Here is a 17,573-nt window from a genome sequence, read left to right on the forward strand (position 1 = left end):
CGTATCTCATTAGGTTCTGCTACTGTTGCTGCTTTAACCACTGCTGGGTTAGTTATTCCTATGTTAGGTCAAACAGATGTTAACCTTGCTTTAGTTGTACTTGCAACTGGTGCTGGTAGCTTAATCGCCTCACACGTTAATGATGCTGGTTTCTGGATGTTTAAAGAATACTTTGGTTTAAGTATGAAAGAAACATTCGCTACATGGACACTACTTGAGACTATTATCTCTGTATGTGGATTAGGATTTGTTCTCTTACTAAGTTTATTTGTATAAACTTAAACTTTAAATTGGTAGCCTTTTACGGGCAAAAACCCTCACTTCTATAAAGTGGGGGTTTTTTGTTGAACAGGGCTACAATGCCTTCCTACTAAAATTTAATAATTATAAAAGTTTAAATAGTCTGAAGTGTGATTAAACTGTTATAGAAAATGAATTTGTTTTGAGGTGGTATTATGAAAAGTATAATAGGTTTTAGTGTCCTGGGAATTGTTTTGGTAGCCGGACTTGGTTTGGCTGTGTTTTGGGAGAATCAGGATAAGGTGAATGATAGTGGGAACAAACAGGGTTCCTTTCAGCAGGATGCAAATGAAGTAGTGAAAAGGGCAGTAGAGGTAACAACTTCGGATGATGGTAGTGTGAATGCAAGTCATTTGTCAATTCCGTGGACTATTAACAAGAGCAGCAGTCTGTTTTTCCTGAGTCAGCGGGAAGGCTCGGTTATTCAAATTGATGGGAATCTTGGTATGGTTGAAGTGCAGAATGTAAAGGTTTCAGAGGATATTGTCAATGAAGGGGAAGGCGGTTTTCTTGGATTTACTTTAGCACCTGATTTTGCTTCGACAAAGAAAGCATTTGCTTATCACACCTATCAGAAAGGTGGTAAGACCCTAAACCGAATTATTTCACTCAAACTTGAAGATAACACGTGGAGGGAAGACAAAGTCCTTTTAGATGAGATACCTGGAGGTATGGTTAGTAACGGCGGCCGGCTAAAAATTGGTCCGGATGGGATGTTATATGCCACTACAGGTGATGTCGGCGTAAAGGAAAACGCCCAGAACCTTGATAGTTTAGCGGGTAAAATTTTAAGAATGAAGCTAAACGGCGATATTCCGACTGATAATCCCTTTGAAAATTCTTATATTTATTCCTATGGACATCGAAATCCTCAGGGATTAGCCTGGGATGGGGACGGCCACCTCTATAGCTCAGAGCATGGGGAGTCAGGCCATGATGAAATTAATCTGATTCAAGCAGGGAAAAACTATGGCTGGCCTGTGGTTCAAGGAGATGAAGGTGCAAAAGGCATGGTGAAGCCGATTCTTCAATCAGGTGATAAAACATGGGCGCCGTCAGGTATGGCTTTTAAGGATGGAAAAATTTTTGTTGCTTCTCTAGCAGGAAAGCAAATCTTTACCTATGATCTAGCCAGTAAGAATTTTCAGGAGTTTTTCGGAAATGCAGGAAGGTTAAGGGATGTATTGGTTGATAATAATGAATTGTACACAATTACCAGTAACCGTGATAAGCGTGGAAATCCGACAGACAAGGATGATCAGTTAATCCATCTTTCTTTAACAGAAAAGGCTTCTACTAACTAAAAAGGCAATCGTCCGATTAATCGGACGATTGCCTTTTTCTTTTTTCAAACCGTTATTAACCGCCGCCAAGGCTCTTTACATAATCCGCAACGGCCTGTATTTCTTCCTTAGACAACGTATTTTTAAATGGAGGCATTTGACCTTTTCCATTTTCTACCTGTTTGATTATGGCAGCCCGATCCATTTTCGTGTTTTTTAAATTCGGACCATTATGCCCACCTGCACCACCTGCTCCATGGCAGGCTAAGCAATTATTTTTATAGACCGTTTCGCCTGCTTCCGTGCTGGTTTCTTTTTTAGTTTTATCATTGGCAGCCTGCTGCTTCTTTTCTGCTGCGCCTTGTTTTACAGGAGATGTATTGATTTTATCCTTAGGTATATCCTTTACAGATCCATATTTACCCTCTAAAGAGAAGGTGTAGATTTTATCCCCATGTTTTGTTCCAGCTAGTGTATTTCCGGCGGCGAAGATAGAGATATACTGCTTTCCATCGATTTCATAAGTGATAGGCGGGGCATTTGCACCTGCATCCATTTTGAAATCCCATAATTGATTTCCGTTGGTTGCATCGTAGGCAATAATCCTTCCATCATTATGACCGGTAAAAACCAGGTTTCCTTTTGTTGTTAAGAGACCACTGTAGGCGATGGCATCCCATTTCTTTTGCCAAACGATTTTATTCGTTTTAATATCGAGTGCGGTAACGGTGCCGCGGCTAGGGGACTTTTCCACCGGCTGCCATACACTGCCGATATACTCTTTCCCTTGTTCAAACCTTGCCTTTTCTTCTTCTCCGTAATGGGCAAAGGCAAAATAATTGTCATTTCCTAATACGTAAAAATACTCTGTATTCGGGTTGTAAGCCGATGGCGGCCAGTTTGCTCCCCCTTGAGGCGATGGTTTAAGGGTAACTGGCTTATCCCAAAACGGTGTAAACATACTTCCAATTGTCCCCTTAAAATCTTTTGGTAAATCGCGTTTAACATCTTCCTCGGTAACCTTTTGTGGTACAAATGCATCTCCAATAGGAAAGGGCTGTGTTGGAGAAGTCTTTTGGTTTGTATTTTGTGGAACTGGCTTTTCTTCAATACCAATGAGCGGCTTGCCGTTAGTCCGATCCAAAAGATAAAGCCATCCTGTTTTTCCTGCTTGGGCAATTCCTTTTCTCATTTGGCCATTCATTTTCACATCATATAGAACGACAGGATTGGCCGGATCCAAATCCCAAATATCATGATGTACTTCTTGAAAGTGCCATTTGTATTCTCCTGTATTGGCATCCAATGCAAGAATCGAGTTGGCGAATAAATTATCTCCTTCCCTCTTGCTACCATCCAGGTCTGGTGATGTATTCCCGGTTGAAAAATAAATGAATCCAAGTTCCGGATCAATGGCAGGAGTCTGCCAAACAGGTGCTCCGCCGGTTAGCCAATTTTTGCTGCCCTTTGGCCAGGTTTCACTTCCTTTTGCACCTGGAGCAGGGAGTGTATAGGTTCTCCAAATTTGTCTGCCGAGTTCTGAATCATAAGCGGCGACATACCCTCTAATTCCATACTCACCACCGGCAATTCCTGTGTAGACTTTTCCATCATAATAGAGTGGGGCACTGGTAATGGTATATCCTTTTTCCCAATTATCTACTCTGGTTTCCCATACTACCTTACCTGTTTTTTGATCTAAAGCAACCAGCCTTGCATCTAATAATCCGACAAAGACTTTCCCGTCTCCTAACGCTACACCACGACTTGTCCACCCGCAGCAGACGGTATTCAGCCCATTCGTGAGATTGGGTCTATATTCCCAAATCATTTTCCCAGTTTTCGCATCGAGGGCCTGGACTTGATTCGTCCCCGTGATGGTGAACATTACCCCATCATAGACAAGTGGAGTCGCCTCACCAGAATATTTAAACTCAAAACCTGAACCTAAGCTGGTGACCCATTCTACTTTTAAGTTCTTAACATTTGAGGCAGTGATTTGGTTAAGGGGTGAGTACATGCTATTATGGGTATCTCCACCATGAGTTGCCCAATTTCCTGCTGGTGGCTTGGCTAACTCATTTGGTGCAAACTTCGGTGCAATCTTCCTTTTATAATCCATATGCTGATAGGAATGATAGTTAGTGTTAGCCAATTGCTCCTTCGTTTTACTTTCAGTGGCTCCCTGCTTACTGTCCTCACCCTTGTCTGCTTTTTTTACTTCAGACTTCGCCTCATTGTTCCTATTTTTCTCAGCCTTGTGTGTAGTGGTACAACCTGCAGTTAGCAAAAGGAATAATAAAATAATAATCCAACCGGACTTCTTCATCTATTCACACTCCTTTCAATCTTTTTACAGTAATTTACCCGTATATAAGAAAGTTTTATTCATTCAGATTGGCTGCGGGAAAATTTTTAGATAGGGTGGGTGACAACTTCTGAAGAATTTCCTATTGAAGGAAGTTTTATCCTTTTTGTAGAAGTAATAATGTTAGCATAATAGTGAAAAATGAAATGAGGGCAAGTTAATGCAGAGTATAGAGAAAGTTAGTAAAAATAGTGTGATGAAAAGAAGGCTCTTCATAAGTGTGTTTTTAGTAGGAATACTTGCTTTAACGTTAGGTTTTATTATGTTTATAGAACCTTCGGTAAAACTCAGCGGAATTGAAAATGGTAAGGTCTATGCTGTCCATCCGGTTATTCAATTGAAGGAAAGCATTGGGACGGCCCGTGTAACACTTAATGGGAAAAAAATAGGTCCTAAATACAAAGTGAAAGAGAACGGAAGCTATGTTTTGAAATTGGAATCCACACTTCTTTGGAAAAAGAAGAAGCTTTCATATACATTTGTCGTGGATGACAAGCCACCAATAACACCGCGAATAAAGGAAGTAGTCGAAAAGGTTTATTTTAAACAGGCAAAATTCACTCTCAATAGGGAAGAGCATGTCAAATATAAAGCTAGATTAAATGGTAAAGAGGTCCCTTTAGATCAGCCGATTCAACAGCCAGGGAAAAATACCTTAATAATTACCGCGACAAAGCCGAATGGTTTAACCTCAACAAAAGAAATTTCATTTTTGATAGATGAGAGGACATTCCCTGAAAAAACGATCCATCAATTTGCAGACTATTATTTTAATAATGAAATACCTATAATTTATAAATTTACAGGTGATGTCGCAATAACCTTGAGTGGGGACTACAATGAAGAGGATAAGAAAATGATCGAGAAGGCCATTAATGAAATTAAAACCTTCTTCCCATATGAGATGAAAATCATCGATAGTTCTTTTAATAAGGATTATGATCGTTACATTAAAATGGTTTTTACATCAACAACAGACTTTAAATCTTATGATGTACATAGAAATGATGTTTGGGGAGTTGAAATGCCCACGATGATCTCTCGAGCGTACGGGACAATGGAATCATTAGTCCTGGTTGGGACGGATAAGGAAATTACGAGAGACTACCGAAACGCAGTTATACTACATGAGCTTCTTCATGCAGTCGGACTGCACAATCATATTAAATCGGCTAATAGCGCCCTCTACCAAGAGGTAAATAAGATTGTCACATTAGGCGATGAAGAGAAAAAGTATGGTGAACTCCTGTATTTAGGTGAGGTAAAGCCTACTATAACAAAAGAAGCTGTGCTCAAACAATTAAAACAAAGGATTCAATAAGATGTCTTTATTTGAATAGGAGTCAATGCATAAACATAGTAATAAGTAAGTGATTTAAAAAGGCGATTTCTAAAAAACAATTTTTAGAATCGCCTTTTCGACATATGAAATGTTAGATTTCCTTATTCAGCCCAAGGCTGCCGAGTTAGGGATGAAATTTGAAAAAACACTGAAGAGATTTGGAAATGATCAATCCATGTTTAGTATTCAGAAGGTGGTCTGGCACCGGGTGAACAGACTTGTATATAAGTAATATTATTTTTGCGGATCAATCGGAGTGAACCTTATCATAAATAGAGGCAATTTTTTATTGTTGTATTGTGGATTTGTTCATACAGATTTATTCAAATAAGGAATCAAGTTCATGAGAATGAAAGTAATTATTGACCTTGAAGATATGTTAGTAATAACAACTAAAAATAAAGATTTAATAAGTATTAAAAGCAGCTAAATTGTAGCTGCTTTTTTTCTACGGTTAACAGAACTCTATCTAGACTTTTCTATCTACTGCCTGAGGAGGTTGTTCAAGCCATTTTTCTTTAATTGCTAGAAGTATACTTTTTCCATAATACTTCTTCATATCGTCTGATATTTCGTCTAATTTAAGCACAATGTCCGTTCTTAAACTGGAAGTCATAGCCTGGCTTATCATGGCAAAACAGAATATTCCAAGACAAGTATTCACAAAAAACAACATTAACTTATCGGAGAATGGAGACATCTCTACATCGGAAATTTTATAGTCTCCGGATGCTGAAATCGGGATATTTTCTTTTTCAAGAACTTCTTGAAGTGAATCTAGTACTTTTTCGATTTCATCTCTGCCTTTACTAAAATGTTTTTTTAATTCTTTTGTTTTGGCTAATTTACTAAAAGCGACAAAAACCATTTTTGAAAACTGTGCCCTATGAATAACTCTGGATAGATTAGCAATCTCAGCAGTATTTACTGGTCTTGAACCGCCAAAAAAACCATTGAGATATATCATGGTATCAGCAAATTCTACCTTACTATCTATCGCTACTTGTGGAGGTCTCAAATATACTCCTTGTGATAACATTAAGTTAACAATTTCATTCTGGATTGTTACGGTAAATTCTATGTTGACTTGATGATGATCTCGAATATCTTTTCTGGTGCAATCTGATAATGCAATTGGATATGTACTTAACGATAACATGGTTAAATCAAAACAAAAATACAAAATAAATGTATCTGAGAATATTTTATGTGTGTCGGCCCTAACGTCTTCATCAGTAAGTCCAAGCGGAATAGTAAGATTCTCTTTACTAAAAATCTCTTTGAGTTCATTTAGATTCTTTTGAGATTGATTTAGCATCTTTTCTATCACTTGTTTTATCTCGTTATTTGCTGTGCTTGCCACAAAATATTCAAAAAATTTAAGTTCCATACTGTTCTTTAAGTAGGAAGACCAAATGTTAGATATTTCGTTTGCCGTTAATCCTTCAGATGGCGCCATGTTTTTTGTCTGACTCAATTTAATCACTCCTTAATAATTATTTTCACTCTAAAATCAAAATTTATTATAATGTCTAACAAATTTTAAACTGCAGGTTAAATAGGTGGGGTGAACCGTACCATAAGTAAACGAGGTTGTAGTTTAATAGGTGAAGCTCAATTAGCTTTGTTTTAGAGCTAATGCAGGGCTTCACCTATTCCTATATTAAATTATATACATGGTAGTCGTATCATAACTAACGACGACTAAAGTGCAAGTTATGGCAGGGACTTTGTTCAATACCTATGTCTTTTATAGCAACTCAATAAAAATCAATAGGTTTCTTTGGGTGCGAAATGACCAATGCCCTTTAATTCATAATCGAAAAACTGACGAATAAGATCATTTTCCGTTTCAATACAGAAATATGGATCAATGTCGGCTTTTCCACCTTGCAGCATATTTGCAAGGATAGGAGAGAAAAGCGGTAAATCGGTCAGGCTTAAGTGTTTTGCCCCTTTGAAATGAGTCGTATAGGCGTCTTTGAATGATTCATTGTTAAGTTTGTTCGCTACATAAATAGGAGTCATGTCAAGCTGCCCCCACACATCGTCTGAATAAATGTTAAAAATAGGGGTCGTGTAAGCTTTGGTACTTGCTACAAAACTATCGTTTTCTTTTTTATAAACAAGTTCACTAAAGAACGGGGCATCAATATTTACAACTGCATCTATATCCTTACGTTCTCTTCCCAGCCAAACACTTGCTGCACCGCCCATTGAGTGTCCGAACACACCAATTTTCTCTGTATTGATACGTTGGTAAACGGTGTTAGTGCCACTTTTTGCTTTTTTAAGGATCGTATCAATAACAAAATTCATATCGTCTGTTCGCAGTTTCATCCATTTTTGAATGAGTTGTTGGAGTTCTTCATTCGTGTACACACCATCTGTGTTGAGATTGGTGATTTCACGGTTATAATCTGAATTAATCATAGCCACTGTTCCATCTTCTGACTTTGTATAAAAGGAGTGGTAAGGATGGTCGATTGAAACAACTACGTAACCGTGACTAGCAAGCTCTGTATAGGTAGAAGCATTGCTTGCTTTAATGCCAGATGCCCCGTGTGAGAACACTAATAGAGGGTATTTACCATCTGCATTTTTTGGATACCAAAATTCCACATTTACAAATCTATTTTCTCCCTTGTCGCTAAATTCCTCCACACGGTTCTTATCTAGGTATGTGTAAGTAGCAGTTGCGACTCCATATTTACCTGTTACTTTTGGTGATGGATGCTGCGGAAAAATAATGGCAGGTATAAATACAATGACCATTGCCACGATCATAAAAATGGCTTTCCAAATGACTTTAGAAGTTTTGTATTTCTTAGGATTTGTAGTCTTTCGGATTAGAGAAATCGTTCCCTTTACGGCTAAAAGGAAAAGTAGGATGGCAAGCAAGATCCAGCGTAAGATCCACACAATCACCGATGAAAGCGTGAGAATGACAAAGCCAAAAAATATAGCAATCCTAATCCCATTCTTTAGTTTTTTATGGTTTTGTTTCGTTATGATCGAGTAGATGGCAAAAGAAATTTCAAACACCAATGCAATAAATAAAAATAAAGTTCCCATAGTGGTAACCCCTCCACTTTCGAATGTTTTTTCATGAACTCATCATAAAAAAATCCTGAAAGGAAGTATATAGAAAAACAGTAAGTTGTATCCACGGGCCAATAAGATGCAAAAAAAAGCGGTAAGCTTTTTTGCTTACCGCATAATTATGTGTTGCAGATTTGATTATTGAGGGACATCTTTCTTCCATGCGTTTAGTTTTTCGTTGATTTTTTGGGCCTCTTTTTGATCCTTTTTCCATGACAGGAAACGAACGATGAAATAGATGACGGCAATTTGCACGGCCAAAATGATTCCATCGGATAGACTTTCAATAACCCCAAAAACACTGCTAATTGCAATCAATAGAATCTCCAAAGTGAAAAAATGAAGGAACATTCTAATACGCATATTTTTTTCGCTTAAGTCATTAGGAGAATACAAAATAAATCCTATTAATGCACTTAAAAAGGCGAATGCCATAATGATATAAATAGACTTCAAACTAAAGGCTTCATCAGGGAAATACATTTGTCGCAAAAAAGTAAGAATAATGATGATGAGTGCGAAGATGAGTAAGAAATCCTTGAAGATCTTTTTTACAAATTCGGACAGCTTCATATGTAACCCTCCTGTTATAATCCCAGCATCTTTTTAAGGACAGGCACATATTGCCTTGATACAACGGTGCGCTCACCGTTATCCAGGACCGCTTCGAGTCTGCCGCTTATGGACGGATGGATAGAAGAGATTTTAGCTATGTTCAGAATCGTCGATTTAGATGCACGAAAGCAGTTCCTACCGTTGCAGAGTTCCTCTAACTCATAAAGCTTTTGTTTGACCTCAAAAACGTTGTCCTTGCAGTAGCTAAAAACCTTTCCGTCAACGGCTTCGAAATAATAGATCTCACTCAGCTTAATACGGTGAACTTTTTCATTGTGGTATCCGAGTAAGATGAAGTCTTCCGTCTTCAGCTTGTTTACAATTTCATAGACTTCGTCATCTACTTCATGGCACCTAATGAGGATTTCTTCTGCCAGTTCTTTGTTTATTTCTTCGATTGGAATTTTCATATTATCACCCACGAAAAATCAAATTGTTCGTGCTTCTACTAGCACAATTTGATTTGGATACTTTTTACATCCTTAAGACTACTTCATTATAACACATCAATATACAGTCCTTTTTTGCAATACTGAACTTTAAATAAAATTATACTTGCTACATAGAAAAACTATGTATATAATATTTTTATATACATAGAATTATGAGGTATACAAATATAAGTGGATGGTGAGACCAAAATGTTAATGACAGACCGATGCGATTTATTGGCTGTTTCTGAAAAGGATTATGAATCGATATTGATGTTGTATATGGACGAAGATGTACGCAAGTACCTGGATGGAACAGTTGATGAGATATCGTTTAGTTTTAGATTTCAAATGATGTTGGAATCTAATCACTATTGGACCGTTAGACTGAAAGAGACGAATGAGTTCATTGGTTTAGTGTGCCTAGATACAGGTCATGACAGAATCAACATAGAGATTGGCTATCAGTTTTTACCTGCTTTCTGGGGAAAAGGGTATGCGAAAGAAGTCATCGAGAAGGTCATCGAATATGGCTTTCATTTCCTTGAGTTAACAACTATTGTCGCTGAAACGCCAACTCTAAATGAACGGGCCTGCAGGCTGTTAAAAAGAGTAGGGATGAAATTCGAAAAAACACTTAAGAGGTTTGGCAGCGATCAATCTATGTTTAGTATTCATAAGGGTACCTGGCACCGGGTGAACAGATTTGTATATAAGTAATATTATTTTTGCTTCTATATATAAAGAAAAACACATTGAATCGGGCGATCCAGTGTGTTTTCAGCGGCCTCTCAAATCGAAAGATATTTTTATTCAGGCATAACAGCTATAAATTCGTCAATAGTTTCAGGGGTGTGTTTACCTTTTTTTCCTTTGAAAAGGTCGAGATTAATGGTCACATCCATACAGCCAAGGTATTTTCCATTTTCATCACGTACTGCCATGAACTTTTGGTAAACTTGACCGGTTTCTTCACCAGAGCGTTTTGGAAACCAAAATTCCCATTCGTCTCGTGCTCCTGAACGGAAATCATTCAACAATTTTTCAACATGATGAGCCACTTTTGGGTGAAGATCAAGCACATGGCGACCAATTGCTTCGTTACGACGACCATGGATACGGTTTGGATTATTTGAATACCAGCGGAAAATATCGTTAGCATCGCAAAAGCCCATTTCAAATGGTAAAAGATTGATAATTGAATCCAAAGTGCTCGCTTTAATTGCACCAGTTTCAAAATTAATGATAGCTTCAGGACTAATTAATTCTGACAATTTACTTTCAGACATTTATAACACTCCTTTATGCAATCTCTCTTTATGAAAAGTAATAGTACAAATATTAGTGAGAAAAAATCCTCTACTTTTAGGTGATTATTATCTAACCTCATTAATAATGATAGCATTAATCATGATAGCGAATTGTGATTTATCTCACAAAAATTGTTTTTAATTATTACCCGCAATTAAGGGACTGGCCCTTTTTAAACTAAAAAGCAAAAAACACCAAAATGGGTGAGGGATGATTTTATTAAGGAACAAACAACAAATAATATTTAAATCCAGCTTAATAAAAAAACTGTAGGTATCTGAGGTACGGTGAACCGTACCATAAGTAACGGCGAAATTTTTAACTGTGCATATGTCGCTTTTTAGGTGGTACGGCGGATTGATTTTATTGAATTTTAACAGTGAAGTGGGATTATTCGAGTAATTGAAGATAATGAATAAGCCGTATTAGCATACAAAAAAGAGGGGATAACGGGCTAATGTTAGTTTACTTTCTTGGGTAGGGGGCTGTAGTAGTAACTTTCGAGTAGGAACCTTCTCAGCTAAACATTTCCTAAAGGACGAACCCTTGACTGAATGCATCCGCAATAATATGTATGGCGAAAGCCATTGACTACTCCTGCTTATCGCGGGTGCAATTCCTCTAGCACAGCTCTACTCACCAATGAGCAATGCCATGTAAAAAGTTCTCATGAGGTTGTTTTTCCGTCTGTTCTTATTGCACTATGTTGTAATTGAAAGTGAATCTGATTCCACGTTACTTCACTTTTGTGATATAGATTGTTCGGCAAGCGTTCGAACATTGCGATTTCGCACCTGTTCAACAACATGTTGAACAGCCTCAACAACTAATTCCGGTCGCGGCATTTGCAGGCTGTGCCCTTTACGATCACTCGTCTTATGAATATTGTTGGTTGAACGAGAAGCAAGTTCCCGCTGCATCTCTGTCCAGTGAGCACCGAACCCCGGATTGTTTACTACAGCGATAGGCAGGTCGCCAAACTGAGGCTTTGTCGTACTGTTCTTTAATCGCTTCGCTGCTTCCTCCAGATGTGCCATTGCTTCTTTAAACTCTGCTCCAGCAGCACTTCCGGCAAAGATTCGATAAACTATTCCCTTCCATTGCTTGTATTCTACGGGGCTAAGCTGCTGTTGGTAATATGAACGTTCGTGGGCAAACATCGGAATCATTCCAGTTACGTTGCCGAGAATTCGAGGAATGCCAAAAGGAGACAGGGCTCTTAGGATTTTGAGCATTACGCCAATTGCGGCAAAACCCTGCTTGAACTTGGTATCATCTTTCAGAAACTCATGCGTCGAGTCCAGGAAAACGAAGCCAGCCACCTTGTTTGGGTATTCCAAAGCATAGAGTCTGGCAATTATTCCACCAAGGGAATGGCCAACAAGGATATATGGTCCCGGGTTTCCAGTCTTGTACAACAAATTGTTCAGTTCTTGGACAGTATGATGGGGTGTTGGTGCGGGGCCAGGATCGCTCGAACCCATACCTACGCGATCATAAGAAATAACGCGGCTAAACTTCGCTAATTCTTTGCGAATATGTATCCATGAATAAGAGCTGTCGCCGGCGCCATGAATCAGTACAATTGTGGCTTCGCCCTGGCCGCAGTCTGTTACATGTAGACTATAGTCGCCGACATCAATCATCTTACCGGTTTTGGGACTTTTGGCATCAATTTGTCGAGAAATCTGTTCATACACAAATCCTAGAAACATTAATATCACTACTAAAACAAAGAATATCATCTCTTCACCTTCTTTTAACTACTATTGGTATAAGTGAATTATAGCTTTGGGGAGAGCAACCTCACAACAGTTATTTTGAACAAATTTAGGGTGCCCTTAGAATTTGCCGTTTGGGGAGTTAAGCTGAACCTTATCATAAATAGAGCAGTTTTTTTGAAACTATTAGAAGAATCCTATTATGTGTCATGATGAAAGACAATTTGTTGCTTCTGCAAAAAAATTTGTCCTTCATGAAGTGGATGAAGGACAAATTTGCCGGTTCCGAAAGAGAAATTTGTTCTTCATAGTGTTTGAGGACACTAGTGTAACAAGGTATAAAACTGCCAGTATAGTAGGTGCTGGGAACCTTTTCATAATATAGAGGCTGTAGCTATTAATTGAGGTGATGCAAATTTTTGTATCACCTTTTTAGGTTGGTTTATTTCGAAGACCGTGGAGACTCTTTCTATTTTAGTGAAACATAATAGTACTTTTTTTTTATATTCAATACTCAATATAACGGATATTTAGTATAATTAAGTATTTTCATATAACAATAATCAATTGAGGTGAATTGTTTGAATAAATTAACCAGTAAAGAAATCCTGTTTATTGGCTTTATGTTATTTTCAATGTTATTCGGTGCAGGAAATTTAATTTTTCCAGCCTATTTGGGACAGGCTGCTGGAGAAAATGTATGGCAAGCAGTTATTGGGTTTATCATTTCCGATGTGGGTCTTACAGTATTAGCTTTTATAGCGATTGCAAAATCAGGAACCTTCGATGCGTTAACGAATAGAGTTCATCCTATTTTTGCATTACTATTCCCCATGGCGATTTATTTGTCAATAGGACCTGGACTTGCAATTCCACGTGCAGGCAGTCTAGCTTATGAAATGGGAGTTAAACCCTTTTTACCAAATGCAATCGAGTCTTCACCGATCGCACTTTTGGTTTATACAACTGTATTTTTTAGTATTGTCTTTTGGTTTGCAAAATCGCCATCTAAATTAGTAGAAAGATTTGGAAAGATTTTAACACCTTCTTTATTAGTTTTAATCATGATTGTTTTTATTAAGACTTTATTTACTGATTTATCCAGCTTTAAAGAACCTACATTATCTTATAAAGAGAATCCCATCTCTCAAGGATTTTTAGATGGATATCAAACCATGGATGCCATTGGCGCGTTAATTTACGGAATTATATTTACCACTATTTTTAAGAGTAAAAAAATAACGAAGCAATCATTACAAGTTAAATATTTAGCGATATTTGGACTTATTTGCGGCCTGCTTTTATCAATTTGTTATTTTATTATTGGGTACTTAGGAGCTTCCGCTACAATACCAGGAAAAGTTGATAATGGAGCGATTGTTTTAAGTACGGTATTACAGCAATTGTTCGGACAGAATGGAACAATTGTTTTAGGATTAATTTTTACACTTGCATGTTTATGTGTTTGTATAGGATTAATCACATCATGTGCTCAATATTTTTCGAATATTTTCCCGAAATTGTCCTATATAAAATGTGCAATCTTTTTATGTGTAATCAGTGGTTTTGTAGCAAATCTTGGTCTCTCTCAAATATTAAAAGTATCTGTACCAGTGCTCGGCTTAGTGTATCCAATGGCAATTACATTAATCATTTTAGGTTTATTACATGAGAGATTACCATTTAATAATCGCCCCGTATATTTCATGACAATCGGCCTTGTCGGACTATTTAGCTTAACTGAAGTAACTAATTCCACATTTTTAAATGGTTCATTTTCAGATATATTATCAAATGTTCCTTTGCAAAATGAGGGATTCGGCTGGGTGATTCCTGGTTTACTTGGTTTAATAATAGGAAGTATTTATGAAAAATTAATGGATAATGAGGAAACGTCTGTTAAGAAAGCAGCATAAATACGGATAAATAGATGTACGTTTATGTACACAAGGAATCAAACAAAAAAGCTAGGTTAGTCTTGAGACCTACCTAGCTTTTTAAACAAAGTTACAGTTAAAGTTGGCATTTAATGAATGGTAAAATCTCATTTATCAAAAGGTTCTTTTGGAGCGAAAAGACCAATGCCCTTTCATTCGTAGTTAATACACATCACGTTGATAACGTCCTTGCTTCTGCATATCTTTAAGATACGCTTCGGCTGCTTCACGATCCATTGTACCTTCCTGTTCAATGATGGTAATAAGCGTGTCGTTGACGTCTTTCGCCATATGTTCCTTATCCCCACAAACGTAGAATATAGCTCCTTTTTCAATCCATGCAAATAATTCTTTTTTATGTTCGATCAGTTTATGCTGAACATAAACTTTTTGAACCGCATCTCGGGAAAATGCCGTATCAAGTCTTGTTAATACCCCATCTTGTTGGTATTGTTCCAGCTCGTTTTGATAAAGAAAATCCGAAGCAGCATGCTGATCTCCAAAAAACAGCCATGACCGGCCGGTTGCTTTATTAACTGCACGTTCTTGGATAAAAGAACGGAATGGTGCAATGCCCGTCCCAGGACCCACCATTATAATATCAGTATCTTGGGAATCTGGCAGATTGAAGTGTTTATTAGCTTGAACAAAGACTGGAAGCGTATCCCCTTCCTGAAGACGTTCAGCACATAAAACAGAACAAACGCCTTTTCGGTCACGTCCGTGAGCCGTGTAGCGTACAGCACCTATCGTTAGATGAACTTCATCAGGATTTGCTGTAAGGCTGCTTGCAATTGAATAGAGACGCGGCGGCATTTTTCTTAATAAAGAAACGATGTCCTGGGCAGAAGCCTTCCATGGACCAAAATCACGTAACATATCAAGCAAATCACGCCCATAGCAATATTCCTTTAGTTGGGGTGAATTCTCAACTAACACAAGGTTTTGAAGCACTTCGTTTTCTGTAAATGCTGCTGCTTGTTGTAAGATCTTCTTAGTCAGCAGTGTAATTTCAAAGTAAGAAGTCAGCGCTTCCTTTAACGGCAGTGTCTCACCTAGCTTACTAACAGTTACAACCGATTCTTCATCCCAGCCCATTACCTCAAGAAGAGAACCCACAAGTTCCGGATCATTTGTCGGGACAACTCCAAGTGCATCACCCGGGTTGTAAGAAAGACCTGAATCTTTTAATGATAACTCAATGTGCCTTGTTTCCTTGCTAGAGCCAGTTCCATTTAAATTACTATTTTTTAAAACCTTTGCTCGAAATGGATTAATCCTTGAAAATGGTTTGTCACTTTTGGTGCTTTTAGGATTTTCCAATGTAAGTTGCATATCATAACCTCCAAAAGTAGTCTATAACTAGAATACCACAGAGTTGGAAAATCAGATGTGGAGTTTGACACACAATGGACAAACATTTTAGTCCGACTTTAAATAATAAGAATCATTAGGGTGCCTGGCACCGGATGACCAGTATCTTATATAGGTAATGGTTTACCAAATGCTTTTTTGTAAATAATAGGATGGTTAAACATTAAATAAAGGAGGACTTGTATGCCACAGGATCGAAAGGAAGAAGTTCAAAATGATGCATACGAAGGAAAAGGGGGCATGCCAGATAATCCACAATGTCTACCGCGTCACGTGCAAAAGGAGCTGCCTCATGAATTTTCTGTGAATCCTCTGTTTGCCCGCGAAGGAGAATTAGTTGTTCCGCGCTTTCACATGCCTGATGATGGCATGTTACCCGAAACAGCGTACCAAATCGTTCATGATGAAATTGCTCTTGATGGCAATGCCCGCTTGAACCTTGCAACATTCGTTAGCACATGGATGGAGCCTTCTGCAAAGAACTTATATGCCAATGCATTTGACAAGAACATGATTGACAAGGATGAATATCCGCAGACAGCTGAAATTGAGGAGCGTTGTGTCCGCATTTTGGCTAACCTCTGGCATGCGCCAAACCCCCTTACGACTATGGGGGTTTCAACAACTGGATCGTCGGAAGCTTGTATGCTCGGGGGGCTTGCGTTAAAGAGACGCTGGCAAAACGCACGCAAAAGGGAAGGGAAGCCTGTTGATCGGCCCAATATTGTGTTTAGTTCCGCTGTTCAAGTTGTTTGGGAAAAATTCGCGAACTATTGGGAGGTCGAACCTCGTTATGTGAAGATTAGCCCAGAACATCCCCATTTGGATCCCCAGGGGGTCCTATCTGTCGTGGATGAAAATACGATAGGTGTAGTACCGATTCTGGGTGAGACGTATACTGGGCTTTACGAACCGATTGCCGCCATTGCGGAAGCATTGGACGATTTACAGGAAAGGACGGGCCTTGACATTCCCATGCATGTGGATGCGGCTTCGGGAGGATTTATAGCACCGTTTCTTCAACCAGACTTGGTCTGGGATTTTCAGTTACCGAGGGTGAAGTCCATTAATGTATCCGGACATAAATATGGATTAGTCTATCCCGGGCTGGGGTGGATTATTTGGCGGGAAGCTGAAGACCTTCCTGAGGACCTCATATTCCGCGTATCCTATTTAGGTGGGAACATGCCGACTTTTGCCCTGAATTTCTCTCGTCCTGGTGCGCAAGTGCTCCTGCAATATTACAATTACTTGCGTTTAGGAAAAAGTGGGTACCATGATGTGCAAAGGGCTTGTCAGACAGTCGCTCAATTTCTTAGCAGTGCGATTAAGGAGATGGAACCTTTCGAACTTTTTTCCGATGGTTCGGATATACCCGTTTTCGCTTGGCGTCTGAAAGATGGTTACACAGTAAACTGGAATCTTTTTGATTTGTCTCGACAATTGCGCGTGTTCGGATGGCAAGTGCCCGCCTATCCATTGCCACCAGATATGGACGAAGTGACGATTATGCGCGTTGTAGTTCGGAATGGATTTTCCATGGATCTCGCGCATATGTTTTTGATGCACCTCAAACAGGCGGTCGCCTTTCTGGATTCCCTGGACGGGCCTATGCCGCATGATACGAAATGTGATAATGGGTTTCATCACTAAGTGGGGGCAAGACCCCATAGCCATTAAGTTAAGCTAACCACCAGTGAAATTAAATAACTTAGATGTATCGTATCCCTCCATTAAGAAATATATTGGAGGGATTTTTTATCTATTTATTAGGCTGTGTTAAAGAACA

12 protein-coding genes and 2 pseudogenes are annotated in these 17,573 nt (G+C 38.5%); 6 read left to right on the forward strand and 8 right to left on the reverse strand.

The window, feature by feature from the left end; translation table 11 throughout:
* A pseudogene (locus tag ABES03_RS10900) lies at positions 1-276 on the forward strand (gluconate permease); the annotation flags it as partial.
* Between the two features lie 179 nt (positions 277-455).
* A complete protein-coding gene (locus ABES03_RS10905; protein WP_430117314.1) occupies positions 456-1,604 on the forward strand; it encodes a PQQ-dependent sugar dehydrogenase in 1,149 nt (382 codons plus the stop codon).
* A gap of 55 nt (positions 1,605-1,659) precedes the next feature.
* Here the strand turns inward: ABES03_RS10905 and ABES03_RS10910 are convergent, their stop codons facing one another.
* Positions 1,660-3,912 (reverse strand): PQQ-binding-like beta-propeller repeat protein, encoded by a 2,253-nt coding sequence (locus ABES03_RS10910; RefSeq protein WP_430117315.1) that lies wholly within the window; start codon positions 3,910-3,912, stop codon positions 1,660-1,662.
* A 199-nt stretch (positions 3,913-4,111) separates the two neighbouring features.
* Here ABES03_RS10910 and ABES03_RS10915 point away from each other — a divergent pair, with 199 nt between their 5' ends.
* Positions 4,112-5,272 carry a hypothetical protein gene (locus tag ABES03_RS10915; RefSeq protein ID WP_430117316.1) on the forward strand — a complete coding sequence of 387 codons (1,161 nt, stop codon included), beginning with the start codon at positions 4,112-4,114 and terminating at the stop codon, positions 5,270-5,272.
* A 490-nt stretch (positions 5,273-5,762) separates the two neighbouring features.
* Here ABES03_RS10915 and ABES03_RS10920 read toward each other — a convergent pair whose 3' ends face one another.
* The 4 genes from ABES03_RS10920 to ABES03_RS10935 all read right to left on the reverse strand — a co-directional run bounded on the left by ABES03_RS10920 (position 5,763) and on the right by ABES03_RS10935 (position 9,420).
* Positions 5,763-6,770: a DUF3231 family protein gene (locus ABES03_RS10920; protein ID WP_430117317.1), complete on the reverse strand. Its 1,008-nt coding sequence runs from the start codon at positions 6,768-6,770 to the stop codon at positions 5,763-5,765.
* 293 nt (positions 6,771-7,063) lie between these two features.
* A complete protein-coding gene (locus tag ABES03_RS10925; RefSeq protein WP_430117318.1) occupies positions 7,064-8,368 on the reverse strand; it encodes an alpha/beta hydrolase family protein in 1,305 nt (434 codons plus the stop codon).
* 165 nt (positions 8,369-8,533) lie between these two features.
* A complete protein-coding gene (locus ABES03_RS10930) occupies positions 8,534-8,968 on the reverse strand; it encodes a DUF3021 family protein (protein ID WP_430117319.1) in 435 nt (144 codons plus the stop codon).
* Positions 8,969-8,982: 14 nt separating this feature from the next.
* Positions 8,983-9,420: a LytTR family DNA-binding domain-containing protein gene (locus ABES03_RS10935; protein ID WP_430117320.1), complete on the reverse strand. Its 438-nt coding sequence runs from the start codon at positions 9,418-9,420 to the stop codon at positions 8,983-8,985.
* 231 nt (positions 9,421-9,651) lie between these two features.
* On the opposite strand from ABES03_RS10935, the gene ABES03_RS10940 reads away from it, so the two are divergent.
* Entirely contained in the window at positions 9,652-10,161 is a 510-nt protein-coding gene (locus ABES03_RS10940; protein ID WP_430117321.1) for a GNAT family N-acetyltransferase, read from the forward strand.
* An 89-nt stretch (positions 10,162-10,250) separates the two neighbouring features.
* Here ABES03_RS10940 and ABES03_RS10945 read toward each other — a convergent pair whose 3' ends face one another.
* Complete coding sequence (locus ABES03_RS10945) at positions 10,251-10,730, reverse strand: PAS domain-containing protein (protein ID WP_430117322.1); 480 nt, start codon at positions 10,728-10,730, stop codon at positions 10,251-10,253.
* 762 nt (positions 10,731-11,492) lie between these two features.
* Complete coding sequence (locus tag ABES03_RS10950) at positions 11,493-12,497, reverse strand: alpha/beta fold hydrolase (RefSeq protein ID WP_430117323.1); 1,005 nt, start codon at positions 12,495-12,497, stop codon at positions 11,493-11,495.
* Positions 12,498-13,054: 557 nt separating this feature from the next.
* On the opposite strand from ABES03_RS10950, the gene brnQ reads away from it, so the two are divergent.
* Complete coding sequence (brnQ, locus tag ABES03_RS10955) at positions 13,055-14,389, forward strand: branched-chain amino acid transport system II carrier protein (protein WP_430117324.1); 1,335 nt, start codon at positions 13,055-13,057, stop codon at positions 14,387-14,389.
* Between the two features lie 183 nt (positions 14,390-14,572).
* Here brnQ and ABES03_RS10960 read toward each other — a convergent pair.
* A pseudogene (locus tag ABES03_RS10960) lies at positions 14,573-15,757 on the reverse strand (sulfite reductase subunit alpha); the annotation flags it as partial.
* A 210-nt stretch (positions 15,758-15,967) separates the two neighbouring features.
* On the opposite strand from ABES03_RS10960, the gene ABES03_RS10965 reads away from it, so the two are divergent.
* On the forward strand, positions 15,968-17,437 hold the full coding sequence (locus tag ABES03_RS10965) for a glutamate decarboxylase (RefSeq protein WP_430117325.1): 1,470 nt from the start codon (positions 15,968-15,970) through the stop codon (positions 17,435-17,437).
* Positions 17,438-17,573: the final 136 nt, after the last annotated feature.

Origin of the sequence: Neobacillus rhizosphaerae (assembly GCF_050477885.1) — a bacterium.
GTDB classification, from domain to species: Bacteria; Bacillota; Bacilli; order Bacillales; family Cytobacillaceae; genus Neobacillus; species Neobacillus rhizosphaerae_A.

Excerpts from the sequence above, each read along its gene's own strand:
- ABES03_RS10905 (WP_430117314.1), top strand. The coding sequence starts at position 456 with ATGAAAAGTATAATAGGTTTTAGTGTCCTGGGAATTGTTTTGGTAGCC.
- ABES03_RS10910 (WP_430117315.1), bottom strand. The coding sequence starts at position 3,912 with ATGAAGAAGTCCGGTTGGATTATTATTTTATTATTCCTTTTGCTAACT.
- ABES03_RS10915 (WP_430117316.1), top strand. The coding sequence starts at position 4,112 with ATGCAGAGTATAGAGAAAGTTAGTAAAAATAGTGTGATGAAAAGAAGG.
- ABES03_RS10925 (WP_430117318.1), bottom strand. The coding sequence starts at position 8,368 with ATGGGAACTTTATTTTTATTTATTGCATTGGTGTTTGAAATTTCTTTT.
- ABES03_RS10930 (WP_430117319.1), bottom strand. The coding sequence starts at position 8,968 with ATGAAGCTGTCCGAATTTGTAAAAAAGATCTTCAAGGATTTCTTACTC.
- ABES03_RS10935 (WP_430117320.1), bottom strand. The coding sequence starts at position 9,420 with ATGAAAATTCCAATCGAAGAAATAAACAAAGAACTGGCAGAAGAAATC.
- ABES03_RS10940 (WP_430117321.1), top strand. The coding sequence starts at position 9,652 with ATGTTAATGACAGACCGATGCGATTTATTGGCTGTTTCTGAAAAGGAT.
- ABES03_RS10945 (WP_430117322.1), bottom strand. The coding sequence starts at position 10,730 with ATGTCTGAAAGTAAATTGTCAGAATTAATTAGTCCTGAAGCTATCATT.
- ABES03_RS10950 (WP_430117323.1), bottom strand. The coding sequence starts at position 12,497 with ATGATATTCTTTGTTTTAGTAGTGATATTAATGTTTCTAGGATTTGTG.
- ABES03_RS10965 (WP_430117325.1), top strand. The coding sequence starts at position 15,968 with ATGCCACAGGATCGAAAGGAAGAAGTTCAAAATGATGCATACGAAGGA.